The 20,668-nt window shown below is 39.5% G+C and carries 16 protein-coding genes; 12 read left to right on the top strand and 4 right to left on the bottom strand.

Annotated features, from left to right (window positions below):
- Positions 1-67 precede the first annotated feature (67 nt).
- From FRZ67_RS16380 to FRZ67_RS16335, 10 genes are all read left to right on the top strand, one after another.
- Entirely contained in the window at positions 68-1,291 is a 1,224-nt protein-coding gene (locus FRZ67_RS16380) for a DEAD/DEAH box helicase (RefSeq protein ID WP_147191201.1), read from the top strand.
- A 15-nt stretch (positions 1,292-1,306) separates the two neighbouring features.
- The gene (gene nth, locus FRZ67_RS16375; protein ID WP_147191199.1) at positions 1,307-1,966 is read left to right on the top strand and encodes an endonuclease III; all 660 of its coding nucleotides are present in this window, start codon (positions 1,307-1,309) and stop codon (positions 1,964-1,966) included.
- 299 nt (positions 1,967-2,265) lie between these two features.
- Positions 2,266-3,573: a Gfo/Idh/MocA family protein gene (locus tag FRZ67_RS16370; RefSeq protein ID WP_147191197.1), complete on the top strand. Its 1,308-nt coding sequence runs from the start codon at positions 2,266-2,268 to the stop codon at positions 3,571-3,573.
- A gap of 206 nt (positions 3,574-3,779) precedes the next feature.
- Complete coding sequence (locus FRZ67_RS16365; RefSeq protein WP_147191195.1) at positions 3,780-4,601, top strand: 3-keto-disaccharide hydrolase; 822 nt, start codon at positions 3,780-3,782, stop codon at positions 4,599-4,601.
- A gap of 121 nt (positions 4,602-4,722) precedes the next feature.
- Complete coding sequence (locus FRZ67_RS16360) at positions 4,723-5,337, top strand: TetR/AcrR family transcriptional regulator (protein WP_147191193.1); 615 nt, start codon at positions 4,723-4,725, stop codon at positions 5,335-5,337.
- Positions 5,338-5,360: 23 nt separating this feature from the next.
- A complete protein-coding gene (locus FRZ67_RS16355) occupies positions 5,361-6,314 on the top strand; it encodes an HlyD family secretion protein (RefSeq protein ID WP_147191191.1) in 954 nt (317 codons plus the stop codon).
- Between the two features lie 6 nt (positions 6,315-6,320).
- Positions 6,321-7,238 carry an ABC transporter ATP-binding protein gene (locus FRZ67_RS16350; RefSeq protein WP_147191189.1) on the top strand — a complete coding sequence of 306 codons (918 nt, stop codon included), beginning with the start codon at positions 6,321-6,323 and terminating at the stop codon, positions 7,236-7,238.
- 1 nt (position 7,239) lies between these two features.
- A complete protein-coding gene (locus FRZ67_RS16345) occupies positions 7,240-7,986 on the top strand; it encodes an ABC transporter ATP-binding protein (RefSeq protein ID WP_147191187.1) in 747 nt (248 codons plus the stop codon).
- 171 nt (positions 7,987-8,157) lie between these two features.
- Positions 8,158-9,264: an ABC transporter permease gene (locus FRZ67_RS16340; protein WP_147191185.1), complete on the top strand. Its 1,107-nt coding sequence runs from the start codon at positions 8,158-8,160 to the stop codon at positions 9,262-9,264.
- 149 nt (positions 9,265-9,413) lie between these two features.
- The gene (locus tag FRZ67_RS16335) at positions 9,414-10,532 is read left to right on the top strand and encodes an ABC transporter permease (protein WP_147191183.1); all 1,119 of its coding nucleotides are present in this window, start codon (positions 9,414-9,416) and stop codon (positions 10,530-10,532) included.
- Between the two features lie 195 nt (positions 10,533-10,727).
- Here FRZ67_RS16335 and FRZ67_RS16330 read toward each other — a convergent pair whose 3' ends face one another.
- Positions 10,728-11,651, bottom strand: a complete 924-nt coding sequence (locus tag FRZ67_RS16330) for a PfkB family carbohydrate kinase (RefSeq protein WP_147191181.1) — start codon at positions 11,649-11,651, stop codon at positions 10,728-10,730.
- A gap of 369 nt (positions 11,652-12,020) precedes the next feature.
- On the opposite strand from FRZ67_RS16330, the gene FRZ67_RS16325 reads away from it, so the two are divergent.
- The gene (locus tag FRZ67_RS16325) at positions 12,021-13,160 is read left to right on the top strand and encodes a tetratricopeptide repeat protein (RefSeq protein WP_147191179.1); all 1,140 of its coding nucleotides are present in this window, start codon (positions 12,021-12,023) and stop codon (positions 13,158-13,160) included.
- 208 nt (positions 13,161-13,368) lie between these two features.
- Here FRZ67_RS16325 and typA read toward each other — a convergent pair whose 3' ends face one another.
- Positions 13,369-15,180, bottom strand: a complete 1,812-nt coding sequence (gene typA / locus FRZ67_RS16320) for a translational GTPase TypA (RefSeq protein WP_147191177.1) — start codon at positions 15,178-15,180, stop codon at positions 13,369-13,371.
- Between the two features lie 358 nt (positions 15,181-15,538).
- Here typA and FRZ67_RS16315 point away from each other — a divergent pair, with 358 nt between their 5' ends.
- A complete protein-coding gene (locus FRZ67_RS16315; protein WP_147191175.1) occupies positions 15,539-15,835 on the top strand; it encodes a hypothetical protein in 297 nt (98 codons plus the stop codon).
- Between the two features lie 63 nt (positions 15,836-15,898).
- Here FRZ67_RS16315 and FRZ67_RS16310 read toward each other — a convergent pair whose 3' ends face one another.
- Both FRZ67_RS16310 and FRZ67_RS16305 read right to left on the bottom strand, forming a co-directional pair.
- Positions 15,899-16,717 carry a sugar phosphate isomerase/epimerase family protein gene (locus tag FRZ67_RS16310; RefSeq protein ID WP_147191173.1) on the bottom strand — a complete coding sequence of 273 codons (819 nt, stop codon included), beginning with the start codon at positions 16,715-16,717 and terminating at the stop codon, positions 15,899-15,901.
- A gap of 308 nt (positions 16,718-17,025) precedes the next feature.
- The gene (locus FRZ67_RS16305) at positions 17,026-20,361 is read right to left on the bottom strand and encodes a vitamin B12-dependent ribonucleotide reductase (protein ID WP_147191171.1); all 3,336 of its coding nucleotides are present in this window, start codon (positions 20,359-20,361) and stop codon (positions 17,026-17,028) included.
- Between the last annotated feature and the right edge of the window lie 307 nt (positions 20,362-20,668).

Below are 20,668 nucleotides of genomic sequence, written 5' to 3'. Positions count from 1 at the left end.
TCAACGAACTGTAACATTTAACGCACATCTGCGTATCTTTACTGCATTCGCAAAAAGAAACAACAACTTGACATTCAAAGATTTTAAGCTCGACGAAAGATTGCTGGAAGGCATTAAGGCAATGGGTTACGAAAATGCTACACCTGTACAGGAACAGGTTATTCCTCCGATACTTGCCGGCAAGGATATTATTGCATCTGCTCAAACAGGTACCGGCAAAACAGCAGCGTTCCTTTTACCGCTCATTCATAAATTAATTACTATACCGCATGATCATCACCAAATAAATGCTATGATCATTGTGCCAACCCGTGAACTGGCAATACAGATTGCACAGGCGATGGAAGGGCTTTCTTATTTTACTTCGGTAAGTTCGATACCTGTATATGGCGGTGGTGATGGCGCTTTGTTTACAGCAGAAAAAAAAGCATTATCAACAGGGGTAGATGTAGTAGTATGCACACCGGGCAGAATGATCGCACACCTGAATATGGGTTATGTAAAATTGGATGGTCTGCGTTATCTTATTCTTGATGAAGCGGACCGTATGCTGGATATGGGTTTTAAAGATGACATCATGCGCATTATTTCTTACCTGCCAAAGAAAAGACAGAACCTGCTTTTCTCTGCTACCATGCCGCATAAGATAAGAGAAATGGCACGTACTATTTTGCACCAGCCCGAAGAAATAAATATTGCTGTATCCAAACCACCGGAACAAATAAAACAGGAAGCATTTGTAGTTTATGAACCACAAAAAATTCCACTGATTAAACATGTGTTGAACATGAAAGATTTTGGCAGCGTTATTATTTTCTGCAGCCGTAAACAAAATGTAAAACAACTTACAAGGGATCTTAAGCAGGCAAAATTTTCTGTTGCAGAAATGCATTCTGATCTCGAACAGGATGAACGTGAGCAGGTATTGCTTGATTTTAAGAACCGAAAAATAAAAGTGCTTGTTGCTACAGATATTCTTAGCCGTGGCATAGATGTGGAAGATATCGATCTTGTGATAAACTATGATGTACCGAATGATGGCGAAGATTATGTGCACCGTATTGGCCGTACTGCAAGAGCTGCCAGCACCGGCACTGCATTTACTTTTATAAGCGAAGCAGAACAAAATAAATTTGCAGCAATTGAGCAGTTACTTGGTCATGCTGTAACAAAAGCACAGGTCCCTGAAATATTTGGTTCCACACCAGAATACGCACCAAGAACAAGGCGCCAGGGCGGTGGCGGTAAAAGAAATTATAAACCACATTATCAAAAGCGTAGATCCAATTAACTGATATTGCCTGCCATGACACGCAAAGAACGTTATGCTTTTGTGCTCGATTATTTTCAACAGCATGTTCCGGTTGCTGAAACAGAACTCGTTTATGATAGTCCTTATCAATTGTTGGTAGCGGTTATTCTCTCCGCACAATGCACAGATAAAAGAGTGAACATGACAACGCCTGCCATCTTTGAAAAATATCCCACGGTGCAGGATCTTGCGCAAACAGATTTTGACACCTTGTTTCCTTTCATCAAAAGCATTTCTTATCCTAATAACAAAACGAAGCACCTCATCAACATGGCAAATATGGTGGTGAAGGATTTTAACGGCAAAATTCCAATGACCGTTGATGAACTCGTTAAACTTCCCGGCGTTGGCCGTAAGACGGCAAATGTTATTACATCCGTTGTAGATGCACAACCAAATATGGCGGTTGATACGCATGTGTTTCGCGTGTCTGCACGAATTGGTTTAACAGTAAATGCAACAACACCTCTTGCAACAGAAAAACAATTGATCTCTTTTATACCAAAAGAACTTATACATATTGCACATCACTGGCTAATATTGCACGGCCGTTACACCTGCGTTGCACGTAATCCTAAATGCGAAGAATGTGGTTTAAGGCCTGCGTGTAAATATTATCACACAGTGCAGAAAAAAGCATCTAAAGAAAAGTAATTTTTGTTATCCTGGCATTTGAATAAGCATTAAGCTTTTCTTGCGTCGCACACTTGTACTGATACAATTCTATCAACTACTTAAACTATTTTATTGATATAAATTTTACACTAGGCAATAAGTGTATTTTTTGACTTTTTTAAACCATTGTTACGTACATTTAAAAGCTCATTTAAGTATAGAACGTATAAGTGAGTGACACAACGAAGTTGCCATTAGCACTAAAGCTTGTTACAAAAAAATATTATTCATTGTCCTCAACATTGCCCTCAGGGGCCGGGGACTTAACAAACAGCCATATGAAGCGCAGACAATTTTTACAAAACTCATCTATGTTCGCTGCGGGCTCTTTAATTATTCCCGCATCTTTACAAGCTGCCAAACGCATTGCAGCAAACGATAAAATTAATATCGGCGCCATTGGTATTAATGGCATGGGCTGGAGTGATACAAAGGCCATGTTGAAAAATCCCGAAGCCCAATTAGTTGCCATTTGCGATGTTGACAGGAATGTGCTGGATAAAAGAATGGAAGAACTTGCAAAAGACAATATTAAACCAGCTACCTATGGCGACTATCACAAATTATTAGAAGATAAAAATGTTGATGCCGTTATCATTGGCACACCTGATCACTGGCATTGTAAAATAATGGCCGATGCATGTGCCGCGGGTAAAGATGTGTATTGCGAAAAACCTGCAGGCAATTCTATTGCAGAGTGTGCAGTAATGGTTGCTACACAAGAAAAATATAATCGTGTAGTGCAGGTGGGTCAGTGGCAACGCAGCAATAAACATTACCAGGATGCTATGGCATTTGTACACTCAGGACAGTTAGGCAATGTGCGTTTGGTAAAAGCATGGGCATACCAGGGATGGATGGAATCTATTCCTGTAAAACCAGACAGTGCACCGCCTCCGGGTGTTGATTATGATATGTGGCTTGGCCCTGCAAAGAAACGGCCGTTCAATCCTAATCGTTTTCATTTCAATTTTCGCTGGTATTGGGATTATGCAGGTGGCTTGATGACTGACTGGGGTGTACACATGATAGATTATGCACTCATTGGTTCCAAAGCACCTTTGCCCACAAGCATTGTAGCAAGCGGTGGCAAATTTGCATATCCTGATGATGCGGAAGAAACACCTGATACGCTCACTACTGTTTTTCAATTCAATGGTTTCAATCTTTTGTGGGAACATGCAACAGGTATCAACGACGGGCCATATCAGCGCGATCACGGTGTTGCATTCATCGGCAACAACGGAACATTGATCGTTGATCGTGGCGGTTGGGAAGTGCTACCTGAAAAATTAAAAGGCAAAGACATGATGCCCGCCGTGGCAAGACAACAAAGAGTAGATGATGGTCTTACTTTGCATACAAAGAATTTTATAGAAGTGGTAAAATCAAGAAAGATCGAAGACCTCAAATGCCCTGTTAAAGATGCAGCACATGTTGCTACTGTTTGCCAGATGGGTAATGTTGCCTTCAGAACCGGTAAGAAAATTTACTGGGATGCAAACGCAAAAAAATTCACTGATGAAGATGCCAATAAATTCTTAGCTGCTGAATATCATAATGGGTATAGTATGCCTAAAGTGTAGGAATATTTTTATGAGCCGGCCTGACGAACATATTGCATCACCTGTTGCGTCGCACACTTGTACAATAGAAAATAATTCAAATGTAAAAGGCAAAATTCAAAAGATAGAATTGTAACCACTCCCCGGCCATTTTTACTTCTTAGTTTTGAATTTTGACTTCTATAACCCATAACTTTAAACACGAAACTTCAAACATATACATAACAATGAACAGAAAAATTATTTTATCCGCTGCTTTCATTTTTAGCTTAGCAATAGCAAAAGCACAAACAGAAGCCGACACTGCAACCATGTATCCGGGGTTATATTATCGTGGGGATACAACAAAACCCCAGGCAACCGAATTTTACAAACCGGTTCCGCCAATTGTTACGCCAGGTAAAAGTTTTGGCGATGCGCCATCAGACGCCGTTATATTATTTGATGGAACAAGTCTAGATAAATGGGAATCTGCAAACGATACAACAAAGGCTGCAGATTGGATAATTGACGGAGGTGAATTGACTGTAAATAAAAAAGGTGGTGGGAGTATTCAAACAAAACAAAAATTTCTAGATTATCAATTGCACATTGAATGGAAAGAGCCGGTGGATATTGAAGGTAAAGGACAAGCGCGTGGCAACAGTGGTGTGTTCTTAGCATCAACAGGTCCCGGCGATGCAGGTTATGAAGTTCAGGTGTTAGATTGTTATAATAACACAACGTATGTAAATGGCCAAACTGCGGCTGTATATAAACAGGGTATTCCTTTGGCCAATGCGTGTAAAAAACCGGGCGAATGGCAAACATATGATATTGTGTGGACAGCGCCGAGGTTTGATGCTTCAGGCAAACTAATCGATTCTGCCCGCGTAACTGTTTTTCATAATGGTGTTTTGGTACAGAATAATTTTCATCTAAGAGGTGTAACAAGATATATTGGTCTGCCTTATTATAAAGCACATGGGGCATCTTCTATTAAATTGCAATCGCACGGCGATCCAAGCAAACCTATCAGCTATAGAAATATCTGGGTAAGACCGCTTTAAAACAATAATCTTTTATAAAAAAGCAGCATCAGTTGATGCTGCTTTTTATTTCTGTTCCAGGAAATTTTAATTTGACAATATTCATGAAATTTTACCTTTGTTAACCATTTGGTTAAATTATATGGTTAAAAAACAGATTGATGCAACCGCCGAGCAACGTATACTGGCAGCCGCTAAAAAGATATTTCTTTCAAGGGGGCTGGATGGTGCACGCATGCAGGACATAGCGGATGAAGCAGGCATCAATAAAGCAATGCTGCACTACTATTTTCGTAGTAAGGATAAATTATTCGAAATGATCTTCGAAGATATTGCCAGGCATTTTATGCCGCGCATAGTAGAAATTTTTGAGTCAGATCAATCTTTATTTCAAAAAATAGAAACATTCTGTGGGGCATATATTGACCAGGTTAGACAAACACCATACCTTCCTGTATTTGTGTTAAGCGAAGCTACAAAAAGGCCGTCTGCACTTATGAAGAAAATGTTTGACAATAAAAAACCACCGGTACATCTTTTTTTTCAGCAGGTGCAAAAAGAAATAGAAAAAGGAATTATAAAACCTATTAATCCGGTGCAGTTATTTCTTAACATGCTTTCCATGTGCGTATTTCCTTTTATGGCAAAACCAATGCTGGAACATGCGGCAGGGATCACTAAAAAACAATTTGACGCTTTAATGGAAGAACGTAAAAAAATGGTGCCGGCTTTTATCATTGCGTCAATAAAAAAATAAAATGAACACTTCAATATAATCGTATGAAAAAAATATGGGCCGTTTTACCTGTTGCAATGTTTATGTTCTCCTGCAACAGCGAAGAAAATAACCATGATGCTTCCGGCAATTTTGAATCGGATGAAGTAATTGTATCATCAGAACAAAATGGCCAGCTTTTATCTTTTACTGTGCAGGAAGGAGATAGCTTATCCAAAGGACAGGTTGTTGGTTTTATTGACTCAACAAACCTCGTATTGCAAAAACAACAGGTGCAGGCAACTATTCAATCGCTGGCAGAAAAAACTGCTGACGTACAACCACAGGTTAAACTGCTGAATGACCAGCTTGCAGTGCAGCAATCACAGCTTGATCATCTTATTAATGAAAGGGATCGTTATGAACGATTGGTAAAAGCAGAGGCCGCCACACAAAAGCAATTAGATGATATGAATGCCCAGGTTGACCAGGCACAAAAACAAATGCTGGTAACAGAACAACAAATAAAAGTACAACTGAACAATACCGGTACACAGAACAGAAGTATCATGAGTGAAAGTGACCCTTTAAGAAAGCAGGTAGCACAGATCAACCAGCAATTATCAAAAGCAAATATTGTAAATCCCATCAATGGAACAGTCCTCGCTAAATATGCAGAAGCCGGCGAGATCACAGCGACAGGCAAAGCATTGTATAAAATAGCTGATCTCAGTTATCTAAATCTTAGGGCATATATAACAGGCGTACAATTACCGCAGGTAAAATTAGGACAACAGGTAAAAGTAATGATCGATGATAGTAACGGTAAATACAAAACTTACGATGGCACTATAATATGGATCTCAGGCAAAGCAGAATTTACGCCAAAGACCATCCAGACAAAAGATGAGCGGGCTAACCTCGTATATGCCATTAAAATAAAAGTAAAAAATGATGGCTATCTAAAGATCGGTATGTATGGTGAAGTAAAATTTGAAACTGCTGACAAGAAGCAATAGCAACAGATGAAATCAGTAATTGTAAATGATCTGGTAAAAAATTATGGCACAAAGAAAGCAGTTGTAAATGCTGTGAAAGGTATTTCATTTGAGGTAGAGAAAGCAGAGCTCTTTGGCATTATTGGCCCGGATGGCGCCGGTAAAACATCTTTGTTTCGTATGCTAACCACATTGCTTTTACCAGATGGAGGAAATGCATCTGTTGATGGCTCTGATATTGTAAAAGATTTTAAAGCCATCCGAAATAAAGTAGGCTATATGCCGGGCAGGTTTTCACTTTACCAGGATCTCACTGTGGAAGAGAACATGAATTTCTTTGCCACTATTTTCAATACCTCCATTGAAGAAAATTACGACCTCGTAAAGGATATTTATGTACAGATAGAGCCTTTCAAAAAGAGAAGAGCGGGGAAACTCTCCGGTGGTATGAAACAGAAGCTGTCATTGAGTTGTGCGCTCATCCACAGGCCAACAGTTTTATTTCTTGATGAACCAACAACAGGTGTTGATGCTGTTTCCAGGAAAGAGTTCTGGGAAATGTTAAAACGTTTAAAGCAACAAGGTATTACGATACTTGTATCTACGCCTTATATGGATGAAGCAAGTCTTTGCGACCGTGTGGCACTTATGCAAAATGGACAAATACTTTCTTCAGGAACGCCAGCTGCAATAGTTAATGCATTTAAAGAAACAGTGCTTGCTATAAAAGCAGATAACATGTACCGTTTACTCAACGACCTTGCGACATACGGCGATATAAAAGACAGTTATTCATTTGGCGAATATCATCATGCGGTAATGAAAGAAGGCTATAATGAAGAAGCTTTAAAAAAATATTTGCAGCAACAAAATTATACGCAGGTTGAAATGCATGTAACAAAACCGGGCATTGAAGATCGCTTTATGCAACTGATGAAAAATTAAAATGGAAAACGAAAAGATCATAACAACAGAATCTCTTACCAAACGCTTTGGCGATTTTACCGCTGTTGATCATATCTCGTTTGATGTGCATAAAGGAGAAATATTTGGTTTTCTTGGCGCAAATGGTGCAGGCAAAACAACAGCCATGCGTATGTTGTGTGGATTGAGTTTGCCAACATCAGGTAAAGCAAGCATTGCAGGTTTTGATGTGTACAAGCAAACAGAAAAGATCAAGCGCAGCATTGGTTACATGAGCCAGAAATTTTCTTTGTATGAAGACCTGACCATCAAAGAAAATATCCGGTTCTATGCAGGTATATATGGCAAGAGCAATAAATTCATCAAAGAAAAAACCGCTTTGCTCTTACATCAGTTGCATCTGGAAAGCGAAGCAGATAAACTGGTAAGAGCGTTACCATTAGGATGGAAACAGAAGCTTGCATTTTCTGTTGCAGTATTTCATGAACCCCAGCTTGTTTTTTTGGATGAACCAACCGGCGGTGTTGATCCTGTTACAAGAAGGGAGTTCTGGAATCTTATATATGAAGCGGCCGCAACAGGCATTACCATTTTCGTGACAACACACTACATGGATGAAGCAGAATATTGTAACCGTGTTTCCATAATGGTGGATGGAAGAATTGATGCGCTTGATTCGCCTGCTGAGTTGAAACGGAAATATGAAGCTGCATCAATGGATGAAGTGTTTTTGCAGCTGGCAAGAAAAGCAGCACGTTCTGCAGATTAGTAATATAATTTTTTGAGCCAGCTATAAAATAAGTATGAAACTGCCGTTGCGTCGCACTCTTGAGCGCTTTGCACAATTATGATCTAAACGTACAAGTGAGTGACACAACAGCCGATGCTATGAAAAACAATAACTGGTAACATAATAATTTTTAAAGCTCATAGCTTTATCATGAAACAATTTTTCGCATTCGTTAAAAAAGAATTTTATCACATATTCAGGGACAGGCGCACACTGTTCATACTGCTGGCACTGCCCATAGTACAGATCATTATTTTTGGTTTTGCATTAACCAATGAAGTAAAGAATACAAAGGTTGCCGTGCTTGATCAATCGCACGATAATGCAACAGCATCTCTTATACATGAGATAGATGCGAGTAAATATTTTGATCTTGCTGTCAATATACATAGCCAGTCGGAAATTGAAAACATTTTTAAAACAGGCGCTGCAAAACTGGTCATTGTATTACCTGCATCTTTTGAAAGCGATCTGCAACATTTGAACACAGCACAGGTGCAACTGATTGCCGATGCATCTGATCCCAATACAGCAACCACATTAATAAATTATGCTACATCTGTTATAAGAGATTACCAGCAGCGTATAACAGATGAAAGAAAAATTCCTTACACTATCAGTGCACAGGTAAGAATGTTATATAACCCACAAATGAAAGGTGCGTATAGTTTTGTACCTGGTGTAATGGCAATGGTATTAATGCTGGTGTGCACATTAATGACGGCCATAACTATTGTGCGTGAAAAAGAATTGGGCACCATGGAAGTAATGCTGGTATCACCATTACAACCATTGAAAATTATTCTTGCAAAGGCAGTTCCTTATTTGCTTTTATCAATTGTCAATATCAGCAGTATTTTATTGTTGAGTGTATTTGTTCTGGATGTGCCTATCAATGGTAGTTTGCTTTTATTGATGATGGAAAGCATTTTATTTATCATTACCTGTCTTTCATTCGGGCTGTTGATTTCTGCAGGAACGGATTCGCAGCAAACAGCTATGTTCATTGCACTTACGGGGATGTTCCTGCCAACGGTTATGCTAAGTGGTTTTATGTTTCCTGTAGAGAATATGCCTTTGCCGCTAAGAATTATATCAAATGTAGTCCCGGCAAAATGGTTTTATATCATTGTAAAATCTGTAATGATAAAAGGAGTTAACCTAAGCGGCATCTGGAAAGAAACACTGATATTAATAGGCATGACTATTTTTCTTTTATCGATGGCTATAAAAAAGTTTAAGATAAGATTGGCGTGAAGAAAGCTGCGAGTTATAAGCGACGAGCTGTGAGCTTTACAACTGGCAGTATCTTGATAATTTTTTTAAAGGATAATTAGAGTAGCAAATACAATACAGACAACATATTAAGCTCGTAGCCCGCAGCTATCAGCTCAAAGCTTTTTAAAATGCGTACACTTTTATTTTTATTACAAAAAGAATTCAGGCAGGTCTTTCGCGATCCGTCTATCATACGCATGATCTTCGTTATGCCTTCCATACAATTATTGGTATTACCATGGGCGGCTGATTATGAAGTAAAGAATATTAATCTTGTGGTTGTTGATCATGATCACAGTGCTTATACACAAAAGCTTATCTCTACTATAACTGCTTCAGGCTACTTTCAGCTTGATATATACACAGCGTCTTACACAGATGCATTGCACGAAATAGAACAGGACCGTGCAGATATCGTGCTGGAGATTCCTGCAACTTTTGAAAAAGATTTTATAAAAGAGCAGCATACCAATCTTTTTATTGCAGTTAATGCCATCAATGGCACCAAAGCTGGTTTAGGGTCCGCTTACCTCCAAACGATACTTACTGATTATAATAAAGACATCCGTGTAAAATTTATACAGCAACCAAAATTCAATACAGCACCTGTAATAAATGTCACGTACAGCAATTGGTTTAATCCACTGATGAATTATAAATATTTTATGGTGCCCGGCATCATTGTAATACTACTAACGATGGTTGGTTCTTTTCTTGCATCACTCAACATTGTAAAAGAAAAAGAAACAGGTACCATAGAACAGATCAACGTAACGCCCATCAAAAAATATCATTTTATTTTAGGCAAGCTTATTCCATTCTGGATACTCGGGCTTATGATCTTAACCATCGGTCTTACTATTTCTTATTTTGCTTATGGCATTGTACCCGCCGGCGGTTTCCTTACCATTTATATTTTTGCAGCCGTTTATTTATTAGCAGTACTGGGCCTTGGCTTACTTGTTTCCACTTATTGCGGCACACAACAACAAGCCATGCTTATCTCTTTTTTCCTGATGATGATCTTCACATTAATGGGTGGCCTCTACACACCAATAGACAGTATGCCTGAGTGGGCACAATGGATAACACGCTTTAATCCGGTCACTTATTTTATAGAAGTAATGCGCATGGTGGTATTGAAAGGCAGCAGTCTTGCAGACATCCGCAAACACATTTTTATTGTACTTGGTTTTGCAGCGGTATTGAATACCTGGGCTGTGCTAAGTTATCGTAAGAGATCATAATTCTGTTTTTGTTAGCCCGGCTGTATTGCATGTGGCATCGCCTGTTGCGTCGCACCCTTGTACGCTTTGCACAATAATGATCTGAACGTACAAGTGAGTGACACAACAAAAGCATCATAATAATTCTACAGTTTGTTACATAAAAAAAGCATCACTTAACATGGATGCCTTTTATGAAAAGTATTTTCTTAATTTTTATGCCAACGCAATATCAAAGTTTACCAACTGCACAAACTCATTTAACCGTGCATCAATATCTGCTTTGGTAATTTCTTTCAAACGTTCTGTTCCAAATTTCTCTACACAAAAACTTGCCATAGCAGAACCAACGATGATAGCTGTTTTCATATTCTCAAAAGAAATGTCTTTTGTTCTTGCCAGGTGACCAATAAAACCACCTGCAAAAGTATCTCCTGCACCGGTAGGGTCAAATACATCTTCCAAAGGTAATGCAGGTGCAAAGAACACATTATTGCCATGGAATAATAAAGCACCATGCTCTCCCTTTTTTATGATAAGATATTTGGGGCCCATGGTTAAAATTTTCTTTGCAGCTTTTACAAGAGAAAATTCGTTACTTAATTGTCTTGCCTCGCTGTCGTTGATCAACAATGCATCAACCATGCTAATAGTAACTTTCAGGTCGTCCATGGCATTTTCCATCCAGAAATTCATGGTGTCCATAATGATGAGCTTTGGCCGTTTATTCATCTGCTCAATAACAGTCGACTGAATTCTTGGCAGAAGATTTCCCAGCATTACAAACTCTGCATTCCTAAAATGCTCAGGAAGTTTGGGATCGAAATCTCCGAGTACATTCAGGTCTGTGATCAATGTGTCACGGGTATTCATATCCATATGATAGCGGCCACTCCAGAAAAAAGATTTTTTATCGGGCACAATTTCAACACCACTCAGATCAACACCACGGGATGAAAGTTCATCCAGTTCTTCTTTAGGAAAATCGTACCCCACAATCGATACCTGTTGGATCTCTTTTACAAAATGCGATGCAGCATAGGCAGCATAAGTTGCAGCACCACCAACGATCTTGTCTGTTTTGCCAAAAGGTGTTTCAATAGCATCAAATGCCATGGAACCAACAACAACTAAACTCATACAGTAATGTTTATTTTAACGGGCGCAAACCTATTGCATTTAAGGGATATAGCAGCGTTTATTTATTACATCAGCAGTACAAGGTAAATGAAGCATAATAACCGCAAAGACGCCGAGTCGCAGAGATATTATTTATCCTTCTTTTTGTGTCTTTCCGCCCCTGCGGTTTTCTTTGCTTAATACAGTATCTGCAGTACAAGAGTGCGACGCAAGAGCAGATGCCATGAAATATTGCAGCCCACTAACAAAATAAAAAAAGCAATATTCACAAAGTAAATGCAAAAGCCGGGCTCAAAAAAGAATTTATACCACCTGGCGGGTATCCTGTAAAAGAAAGTATCATCGTAACTTACTGTAAATTTATTCGACATGTGTAAGCATATACCCCTCTTATTTTTCTTTGCTATTCTTCTTGCGCCTGCCATTGGCCAGTCCACAAAATCGGCCACCGATCTCTATAATGAAGGGAAAAAATTAAACGAAGATGGTAAGCATAAAGAAGCTATTGAAATGTTTAAAGCAGCAGTGGCAAAAAAGCCGGATTATTCTGAAGCTTTATACGAAATTGGCTGGACCTACAATGATCTGGAAGATTATGAGAATGCCATAACTTATTTGAATAAAGCAAAGCAATACGGGCCCTCTGTTGTAAAAATATATTTTGAACTGGCTTATGCGTATGATAATAATAATAACAAGGATGAAGCAATAACTAACTATAAAAAAGTATTGGAATTATATCCTGATTATTACGCCGCCGCAAAAAATCTTGGCGATATTTATTATGCAGACGAAAAATATGAAGAGGCTCTTACGTATTTTAAAAAATATATTGATGGCGGCGAAGATGTAGATAATGGATATTATTATAAAGTGGGCTGGTGCATGAATGATCTTGAACAATATGAAGATGCTGCTACTTATCTTGAAAAATATGAACCGGAAGGAGATGATGATAAAGCAAAGAAATGGGCAGAGATCGGTTACGCACATTATAAAAGCAGCAAGTTCGAAATCTCTGTTCTTGATTACAGCAAAGCATTGGATTATAAACCAGGCTATGGTACAGCCATAAGGGGTATGGCAGACAGCTACTACGACCAGGAAAATTATGATGATGCCTTACGATATTACAAACAGGCTGTGGAAGAAGATGAAGAACATTCCAAAAGTTGTTATTACAAAATTGGCTGGATCTATAATGACAAAGAAAATTATGAAGATGCGATAACTGTTTTACAAAAAGCAATTGAATATGATGAAAAAGATGCAGGCAACCGCGAAGAACTTGGTTATGCGTATTACATGACGGATAAATATGATGATGCCATAACACAATTAAACAAGGCAATTGAGCTGGACGAAAATTCAAAGCTTGGTTATTATTACAAGGGCCTTTGCTATATAGCATTGAATGATAAAGCAAGCGCAAAAGAAGTATATGAAAAACTTAAAACAATTAATGAAGAACAGGCTGAAAAATTATTGAAGAAAATAAATGGCGAATAAAAAATTCTGAGCCCGGCGCCATTGCTACTATTAAACTTCTGTTGCGTCGCACACTTATACGCTTTGCTTTTTTTTCAACTTATACATCCCACATGACTTGTGAAGCTGAAGCAAAGAAGGCTGTTGATTTTTCAACAGCCTTCTTCTATTCTAAAACCTTTGTATTTTTTCATTAGCACATTTTCAGATCCACAAATTTGCACATCACCTATGCCATCTCTGTCTTCATGCTTTTTTGTGCTTTCTTTCTTTCTTCTTCATCGAGTATTACTTTGCGTAAACGGATGTTCTTGGGCGTTACTTCAATACACTCATCCTGCTGAATATATTCCATACATTCTTCCAGTGTCATCAATATTTTTGGAACGATGCGTACAGAATCATCACTACCACTTGCACGGTGGTTGGTGAGTTTCTTGCCTTCCGTTGCATTTACCACAAGATCGCCTGGCTTAATATGCTCGGCAATGATCTGGCCTGCATATACATCTTCATTCGGATCGATAAAAAAGGAACCCCTGTCCTGTAGCTTATCAATTGAATAAGCAGTTGTTGTAGCCTGGTTCTTTGATAATAATACACCATTATTTCTACCGGGAATATTTCCTTTCCATGGTTTGTATTCATTGAAAGTATGTGCCATCACTGCTTCACCGGCTGTATTGGTAAGCATGTTGGAACGAAGACCGATCAACCCTCTTGAAGGAATTTCAAATTCAAGATGTTGCATCTCTCCTTTTGTTTCCATCACATGCATTTCACCTTTACGCTGTGTAACCAGGTCTATTACTTTACCGCTGAATTCGGCAGGTACATCTACCACAAGATTTTCGTAAGGTTCACATTTTTTGCCATCAATATATTTTACCAAAACCTGCGGCTGACCCACCGTTAATTCATATCCTTCACGGCGCATGGTTTCTACCAATATACCTAAGTGAAGAATACCGCGGCCATATACTAAAAAGCTATCCGCGCTGTCTGTATCTTCTACACGCAATGCAAGATTCTTTTCTGTTTCTTTCATTAAACGATCACGCAAGTGACGGGATGTAACAAACTTCCCATCTTTGCCAAAGAAAGGTGAGTTGTTGATACTAAACAACATGCTCATCGTTGGCTCATCCACACTAATAAGTGGTAAAGCTTCCGGGTTTTCCACGTCAGCAATGGTATCGCCAATATTAAAATCTTCCAGGCCAACTACGGCACAAAGATCACCGGCAATTACTTCTGTTACCTTTTTTTTGCCCATGCCTTCAAACACATACAGCTCTTTTACTTTCAATCTTTTGATCGTTCCGTCTGCCTGCATCAAAGCAATTGGCTGATTTTCTTTTATCACACCTCTTGCAACTTTACCAATGGCAATACGGCCAAGGAAAGAAGAATAATCCAAAGAAGTGATCTGCATCTGCACCGGCCCTTCATTTACTTTTGGAGCTGGTACATATTTGATGATACCATCAAGCAATGGCGTAATATCTTCACACTGTTCATTTTTATCGTTGAACCAGCCATTCTTTCCGCTACCGTAGTAGGTAGGAAAATCAAGCTGATCTTCTGTAGCATCCAGATTAAAGAAGAGTTCAAATACTGCTTCGTGCACTTCATCAGGGCGACAGTTTGGTTTATCTACTTTGTTGATTACAACAATTGGTTTCAGATGCAGTTGCAATGCTTTCTGCAATACAAATCGTGTCTGCGGCATCGGGCCTTCAAAGGCATCCACCAACAGAATTACACCATCCGCCATTTTCAATACACGCTCTACTTCACCACCAAAGTCACTGTGCCCCGGCGTATCAATAACGTTAATTTTTACATCTTTATAGATTACGGCTGCGTTTTTACTAAAGATGGTAATGCCACGTTCTCGTTCCAGGTCGTTGCTGTCCATGATCAGCTCACCTGTATCCTGGTTCTCACGAAACACTTTGGTAGCGTGTAATATCTTGTCTACCAATGTGGTTTTGCCATGGTCAACGTGGGCAATAATTGCGATGTTCCTTATTTCCATATTAAAATTTCAGGCGGCGAAGGTACGCATTTTCAACGGGATGGCGGCAAAGAAGAGCATGAATATTATGTTACGTGCCGTGGTGCAGGTGGCATCGGTTGTTGTGTCACTCACTTGTACGTTCTGAATAGCAGGCAAGAAGGCAAAGAGCCATTAGGCAAGGAACATTGCATTGTTCGATGCTAGTTATTCACTGTTCATTTATTTTCAATAGTACAAGTGTGCGACGCAACGGAAGCTTAATAGAGCAAAGAAGTTGTGGTCAAAAATTTCTTGCAATAACTCAAAACCAGGCGTAACTTAATAGGCGCTTACGTACCCATTATCACACTTATTGTTCACTCTTAAATTTTTGGTTATGTACATTGTGCGTGACATTTTTAAGTTGCGGTTTGGTCATTACCGCGATGTAAAGCTATTGATGGATGAAGCCATGAAAAAAGGCATGTTCCCGGAAGCAAAAAGTATGAGAATGCTTTCTGATTTTACAGGTGACAGTTACCGGCTTATTCTCGAATCGGGCTATGAAACATTAGATGCTTTTGAAAAGTCTTTGACAGGTGGCATGGCAAAAGGTGATTGGAAAGAATGGTATGAGAAATTTAAAGAACATGCAATCGGTTCTCATCGTGAAATTCTGAAACAAGTGATGTAAAAATAAGACCCGCTAAAAAAATTTAGCGGGTCTTTTAAAAATATCTTGCCTGTTTCATTTACATTATAAACTTTTTATATACTTCAAACTCTCCGGTACCTGCTGCACAGAGCGGCTCGATTCATCTTCTATAAAAAAATGTTCTACACCTTGTTGTTTAGCAATTTTCATAATGGCAGCAATACCCACATCACCTGTTCCCAATACAACATTTGTTTCTACATCCTGCTCACCTTTTTGATTATTGAGTGTGCCCGGTTTCCTGTCTTTTAAATGCATCAGTTTAAAACGGCCGGGATATTTTTTTAAAAGTGCAACAGGGTCCTGACCCGGGTTTTTTATCCAATAAACATCCATTTCAAAATTTGCGTATAATGGATTCATGTTTTTCGCCATATAGTCAAACACAGTTCCATCTTCGTAAGGCCTGAACTCGTAGCCATGCGCATGATAACAAAACGTCAACCCATTTTCTTTAAACAATTTACCCGCCGTATTAAAAACTTCCACCGCTTTCTTTGCATCGTCAATAGTAAATGCTCCGTTATGAGGCACCCACGCACACATAACATATGTTGCTCCAAAGAATTTCGCTTCATCAATAATAGCCTGGGGATCTTTTTGCAACTGGTCAAAATCTGCACCAACGCTTACCATTTTCAACTCATTTGCTTCAAGCAGTTTTTTGTATTCATTTTTATCCAAGCCGTAAGTGCCGCCGCCTTCAATTTCTTTAATGCCCATTTTGTGGATCATTTCAATGGTGCCCTTTACATCTTTCTTAAACTGCTCCCTGAAAGTGTACAACTGCACGCCAATTTCCTGTGCCTGTACAGCACACGCTAAAACAATAAAACCAACAAGTAAACTGAGATTTTTCATACAACAAGTTTTAGCGGAAGTTAAGCAAGATTATGATACAAACATTTGTGCTTATGGCATCATCTGTTGTGTCACTCACTTGTACGTTCAGAACATTTATGGTCATTACGAATCTTTACTCATAGCCTTGAGTATAGTAAAGCTGTGGCAATCTACTTCGCTCCCCGCTATGACGATACATATTCTTGAGTACAAGAGTGCGACGCAACGAAAGCTTAATACTTGTACTTCAGCTAAGTACATAAAAGAAAAACCACGCTCAGTAAACTGGCGTGGTTTATTATATCTATCAATCCAAAAGTTCAACATTAACTACAGCCCATGCTGTTACCGCAATTCAAACACTTGTAACAAGTACCGCTGCGGAGAGTGATATGGCCGCATACATTACAGGCCGGTGCATCGCTCTGCATATTTTTTGCCGCCGCATTTACTGCATCCAGGCCAGCATCTGCTCGTACTGCAGTTTTTTGTGCACGGTGCGGTTGTGGCATTGGCGCTGCTGATACATGCATGTTACTCATTTCGGGTTTGCCGATAAAGGTAACCTCGCCTTCATCTTCTCCTGTATTGCCAAGTACGGGTTTATCAATTACATGTACTAAATCTGTTCTGCCCAGGTATTCATACGCCAATGCACGGAACACAAAGTCAACAAGCGATGTGGTTGTTTTAATGTTCGGGTGATCTACCATACCGGCAGGTTCAAATTTGGTGAACACAAATTTTTCCACAAACTCTTCCAATGGCACACCATATTGTAAGCCTACTGAAACTGCAATTGCAAAGCAGTTCATCAGGCTGCGGAGTGTAGAACCTTCTTTGGCAAGATCAATAAAGATCTCTCCCAATGTTTCATCCTGGTATTCGCCGGTACGCAGGAAGATAACCTGTCCGCCCACTTTTGCTTTCTGTGTAAAGCCACGGCGTTTTGCAGGTAATGTTTTTCTTTCAACGATCTTACTCAACTCACGTTTCAAGGTCGTATCGTTACTTGCCTGCATACGTTTATGCATTTCTACCAGTAATTCTTCAACAGTAAGTTTGCTAAGATCTACTATGTTGCTTTCCTGTATAGTTGCTGCCGGTGTTGCTTCTTCTTCTTTTGCTTCTTCTGTTTTCTTTTTCTTATCAGACTTGTTGCTGAGTGGCTGAGACAGTTTAGAACCATCGCGGTATAATGCGTTTGCTTTTAAACCAAGCTTCCAGCTAAGTAAGTAGCAGTCTGCAATTTCTTCTACTGTAGCTTCATGCGGCAGGTTGATGGTCTTTGAAATAGCGCCGCTTAAGAATGGCTGACAAGCACCCATCATTTTGATATGACCATGTGCATGAATAAAACGCTCACCTTTCTTACCGCATTTGTTTGCGCAATCGAATACAGGTAAATGTGCATCTTTCAGTAATGGCGCACCTTCTACTGTCATGGTGCCGCATACATAATCATTGGCTGCATCTATTTGCTCTTCTGTAAAGCCTAATGCTTCGAGCAGGTTAAAGTTCCAGTCATTGTATTGCTCTGCAGTAAAGCCAAGTCTTTCCAAACAATTTTCACCCAAAGCAAATTTGTTGAAAATGAAACCGATCTCGAAAGCAGCTTTGGCAGCTTCGTTCAGTTTCTTTATTTCATCTGCTATAAAACCTTTCTCACTTAATGTTTGTGGATTGATGAAAGGAGCACCTTCAAATGAAGCAGAGCCAACCGCATATTTGATGATCGCATCCATTTCTTTCTCAGTATAACCAAGATTCTTTAATGCGGCAGGAACGCTTTGATTAATAATCTTGAAATAACCACCACCAGAAAGTTTTTTGAATTTCACCAAAGCAAAATCTGGCTCAACGCCGGTTGTGTCGCAATCCATTACCAAACCAATAGTTCCGGTTGGAGCAATTACGGTTGTTTGTGCATTTCGGTAACCATATTTATCACCAAGTTGCACTGCATCATCCCAGGCTTTGGTAGCAGCTTTTAATAAATAGTCAGGACAATATTTTGCATTAATACCAACTGGTTTAACACTCAATCCTTCATAAGCTTCGCTTGCATCATATGCAGCAGCACGATGGTTGCGCATTACACGCAGCATGTCGTTTTTGTTTTCTTCATATTTAGCGAAAGGCCCGAGTATTTCTGCTAATTCAGCAGATGTTTTGTAAGCAATACCTGTCATGATTGCTGTTACAGCACCGGCAATGCCACGTGCAGCTTCACTATCATAAGGAATACCGCTTACCATTAATACAGTACCAAGATTTGCAAAACCAAGACCCAATGTTCTGTAATCATAAGACAGTTGCGCCACTTCTTTTGAAGGAAACTGCGCCATCAATACAGAGATCTCTAACACTACAGTCCATAAGCGACAGGTGTATTCAAAACCTTCCACATCTAATAAATTCTTTTCTGTATCAAAGAATTTCATCAGGTTGGCGCTTGCCAGGTTACATGCGGTATTATCAAGGAACATGTATTCAGAACATGGATTAGATGCATTAATGCGGCCGCCTTGCGGACATGTATGCCATTCGTTGATGGTTGTATCATATTGTGTACCCGGATCAGCACAACGCCACGCAGCGTAAGCGATCTGGTTCCATACTTCACGTGCAGGAATTTTTTTCATTACGCGGCCATCTGTTCTTGCTTTCAATTCCCAGTCACCATCCTGTTCCAGTGTTTCAAAGAAAGAATTAGGAATACGAACAGAGTTATTAGAGTTCTGACCCGCAACAGTCATATAAGCTTCGCCTTCATAGTGACTATCGTAACCTGCAGCGATTAACGCCCCCACTTTCTTTTCTTCCTCCACTTTCCAGTTGATGAACTTCATGATCTCAGGATGATCCAGATCAAGACAAACCATTTTAGCAGCCCTGCGTGTAGTACCACCACTTTTAATAGCGCCTGCAGCACGGTCACCGATCTTTAAGAAACTCATCAAACCACTGGATGTACCGCCGCCACTTAGTTTCTCTCCTTCGCCGCGGATCTGTGAGAAATTGGTACCAACACCTGAACCATATTTAAAAATGCGAGCTTCACGAACCCAGAGGTCCATAATGCCGCCATCATTCACTAAATCATCGCTCACGCTCAAAATAAAACAGGCATGCGGCTGAGGGCGTTCGTATGCGTTTTGAGATTTTTTCAAAACTGCATCAACAGGGTCTACATAATAATGACCTTGCGGTTTACCAGTTATACCATAGCTTTCATGCAAACCAGTATTGAACCATTGCGGACTGTTAGGCACGCATGATTGATTTAGTATACTGTAAGCAAGTTCTTCGTAAAAAACCTGGGCGTCTTTTTCGGTAGCAAAGTAACCATAACGCTCACCCCACATGCGCCAGCAATTAGCCATGCGATGAGCCACCTGTTTAATCGAAGTCTCACGACCCAAAGAACCATCAGGTTGCGGCACACCGGCTTTACGAAAATATTTTTGCGCCAGGATATCTGTAGCAATCTGGCTCCATTGTTTAGGCACCTCTACATTGTTCATTTCAAACACCACCTCACCATTTGGGTTACGAATAATGCTGGTGCGGTAATCGTACTCAAAGAGGTCATAAGGGGTTTTACCTTCTACAGTAAAGCGGCGACTAAACTGCAAACCTTTTTTAGGTTCATTTGCCATGGTTACAAAAAATTATATAGTTAGAAATTTATTTTACCTGATCGTTGACTAAGAATCGCGAAGCAGGAAACGAAAATATCTTTCTGCTTTGAAAAAACAAGTTTTGAAATATGCACACTTTGTGGAAAATAGAAGTGGAAAAATCCATAGGTCAACCCTGTGTTGCGTTACAGCAATTATCCACAAAAAATGGTTAGTAAGTTAATAAAAAAGGGAAGAGATGCAATAGATTTATTACTATATACTTTGATAAAATTTTGAAGGAAATACTTATGTACCGGGCTTTCTGTACAAAATTTGGCTTTTG

Source organism: Panacibacter ginsenosidivorans, assembly GCF_007971225.1.
GTDB classification, from domain to species: domain Bacteria; phylum Bacteroidota; class Bacteroidia; order Chitinophagales; family Chitinophagaceae; genus Panacibacter; species Panacibacter ginsenosidivorans.
Note: the sequence above shows the minus strand (reverse complement) of the source record. Positions and strands in the feature narration are given on the sequence as shown.

Bases quoted from the DNA above. Each gene is read 5' to 3' on its own strand.
- FRZ67_RS16345 (WP_147191187.1), top strand. From the start codon at position 7,240: ATGGAAAACGAAAAGATCATAACAACAGAATCTCTTACCAAACGCTTT.
- FRZ67_RS16315 (WP_147191175.1), top strand. From the start codon at position 15,539: ATGTACATTGTGCGTGACATTTTTAAGTTGCGGTTTGGTCATTACCGC.
- FRZ67_RS16350 (WP_147191189.1), top strand. From the start codon at position 6,321: ATGAAATCAGTAATTGTAAATGATCTGGTAAAAAATTATGGCACAAAG.
- nth (WP_147191199.1), top strand. From the start codon at position 1,307: ATGACACGCAAAGAACGTTATGCTTTTGTGCTCGATTATTTTCAACAG.
- typA (WP_147191177.1), bottom strand. From the start codon at position 15,180: ATGGAAATAAGGAACATCGCAATTATTGCCCACGTTGACCATGGCAAA.
- FRZ67_RS16365 (WP_147191195.1), top strand. From the start codon at position 3,780: ATGAACAGAAAAATTATTTTATCCGCTGCTTTCATTTTTAGCTTAGCA.
- FRZ67_RS16330 (WP_147191181.1), bottom strand. From the start codon at position 11,651: ATGAGTTTAGTTGTTGTTGGTTCCATGGCATTTGATGCTATTGAAACA.
- FRZ67_RS16360 (WP_147191193.1), top strand. From the start codon at position 4,723: ATGGTTAAAAAACAGATTGATGCAACCGCCGAGCAACGTATACTGGCA.
- FRZ67_RS16335 (WP_147191183.1), top strand. From the start codon at position 9,414: ATGCGTACACTTTTATTTTTATTACAAAAAGAATTCAGGCAGGTCTTT.
- FRZ67_RS16310 (WP_147191173.1), bottom strand. From the start codon at position 16,717: ATGAAAAATCTCAGTTTACTTGTTGGTTTTATTGTTTTAGCGTGTGCT.
- FRZ67_RS16305 (WP_147191171.1), bottom strand. From the start codon at position 20,361: ATGGCAAATGAACCTAAAAAAGGTTTGCAGTTTAGTCGCCGCTTTACT.
- FRZ67_RS16325 (WP_147191179.1), top strand. From the start codon at position 12,021: ATGTGTAAGCATATACCCCTCTTATTTTTCTTTGCTATTCTTCTTGCG.
- FRZ67_RS16355 (WP_147191191.1), top strand. From the start codon at position 5,361: ATGAAAAAAATATGGGCCGTTTTACCTGTTGCAATGTTTATGTTCTCC.
- FRZ67_RS16370 (WP_147191197.1), top strand. From the start codon at position 2,266: ATGAAGCGCAGACAATTTTTACAAAACTCATCTATGTTCGCTGCGGGC.
- FRZ67_RS16340 (WP_147191185.1), top strand. From the start codon at position 8,158: ATGAAACAATTTTTCGCATTCGTTAAAAAAGAATTTTATCACATATTC.